We start from the raw sequence: 1,486 nt of genomic DNA on the forward strand, positions 1-1,486 counted from the left end.
GTATTGTTCGTATATCGGACAGTACTTTTTGTGATGCCCTTTTTTAAACTAAGAAATCTTTTAAAAAAACTATTGACTATTACTAGCTGGTCTTACTAATATAGCTTTTCTAATACTTCTTCATTTATTTTAAATTCATGCTCCTTTGAAGGAAAGGAACCAGCTTTTACTTCTTCAATATATTGTTTAAAACCTTCCCTCATATGATGGCCTACATCAGAGAACTGCTTAACAAATTTAGGTTTAAAATCTGAAAACATGCCAAGCATATCCTGATACACAAGAATTTGACCATCGCAACCCTTTCCAGCTCCTATTCCTATTGTAGGTATACTTACTTTTCTTGTTATAAGTTCTGCAAGTTTAGCAGGAACACATTCTAGCACTATAGCAAAGGCCCCTGCCTCTTCTAATATCTGTGCCTCTTCAATAAGCTTTCTAGCAGCATCCTCACTTTTCCCCTGAACCTTAAAGCCTCCAAAGGCATTTACTGATTGAGGGGTTAGACCTAAATGTCCCATTACAGGTATTGAAGCTTTAACTATTGCCCTTACCTGTTCAACTACTGCTGCTCCACCTTCTAATTTAACAGCATTTGCATTTCCTTCTTTTATAAGTCTTCCTGCATTACACACAGCATCATAAATAGAGGTTTGATAAGACATAAAAGGCATATCTCCAACAATAAGAGCATTTTTTGCCCCTCTTGCTACTGCCTTTGTATGATGAATCATATCCTCCATAGTAACACTTAGGGTATCTTCATACCCAAGACATACCATTCCAAGTGAATCACCTACAAGAATACCATTTATCTCTGATTCATCTATAAGCTTAGCCATTGAATAATCATAGGCTGTAAGCATTGTGAGTTTTTCACCTTTAGTTTTTGCTTCTTTAAAAGTCATCACTGTATTTTTCATATTAATTATTCCCCCAAATATTCATCTAATTTACCATAGTCCCTGTTTGGATTTTTTTCTTTAGCTAAGCTCAATATTTCCTTTGATAAATCCTTATAGGTGCCTTCATGCTCTGCAGGCATTGAGTTAACATGATTTTTAATAGTATTAAGATCTCCTCTTTCCACAGGACCAGTTAAAGCTTCAGTTAGACCTAAACTACGTATATTGTTTATGTTGTAGTTTATAAGAGGATATAAGGCCTCAATTGCCTCTTTCTCCTCAAAGCCATACTCTTTTAAATATCCACTGGCTCTACTAATAAGCCCGCAAAAAATATTGCTTACTGTCACAGAAGCTAAGTGATAAAGAGCTTTATCCTGAGTTTTTATAGGAAGGATATTGTTTCCTAAAGACTTAAAAATCTCTATAAGCTCCTTCATATATTTTTCATGGCCTTCAATTGTAAACCAAGCCTCCTTAAGAGACTTATAACTCATATTCCGAATAACTTAATTTTCCAATTAAGCAATTAATTTTCTGTATATTTTTCAGTTCAATTTGTCTATGATTTTTATATAAAC

General features: G+C 34.1%; 2 protein-coding genes. Both read right to left on the bottom strand.

The window, feature by feature from the left end; all coding sequences use genetic code 11:
- Positions 1-95 precede the first annotated feature (95 nt).
- Positions 96-923: a 3-methyl-2-oxobutanoate hydroxymethyltransferase gene (panB, locus tag J2Z44_RS21350; RefSeq protein ID WP_021282774.1), complete on the bottom strand. Its 828-nt coding sequence runs from the start codon at positions 921-923 to the stop codon at positions 96-98.
- Between the two features lie 5 nt (positions 924-928).
- The gene (locus J2Z44_RS21355) at positions 929-1,402 is read right to left on the bottom strand and encodes a DUF2520 domain-containing protein (RefSeq protein WP_082206898.1); all 474 of its coding nucleotides are present in this window, start codon (positions 1,400-1,402) and stop codon (positions 929-931) included.
- Between the last annotated feature and the right edge of the window lie 84 nt (positions 1,403-1,486).

The organism is Clostridium punense (assembly GCF_017874425.1).
GTDB lineage: Bacteria > Bacillota > Clostridia > Clostridiales > Clostridiaceae > Clostridium_J > Clostridium_J punense.

Bases quoted from the DNA above. Each gene is read 5' to 3' on its own strand.
- panB (WP_021282774.1), bottom strand. From the start codon at position 923: ATGAAAAATACAGTGATGACTTTTAAAGAAGCAAAAACTAAAGGTGAA.
- J2Z44_RS21355 (WP_082206898.1), bottom strand. From the start codon at position 1,402: ATGAGTTATAAGTCTCTTAAGGAGGCTTGGTTTACAATTGAAGGCCAT.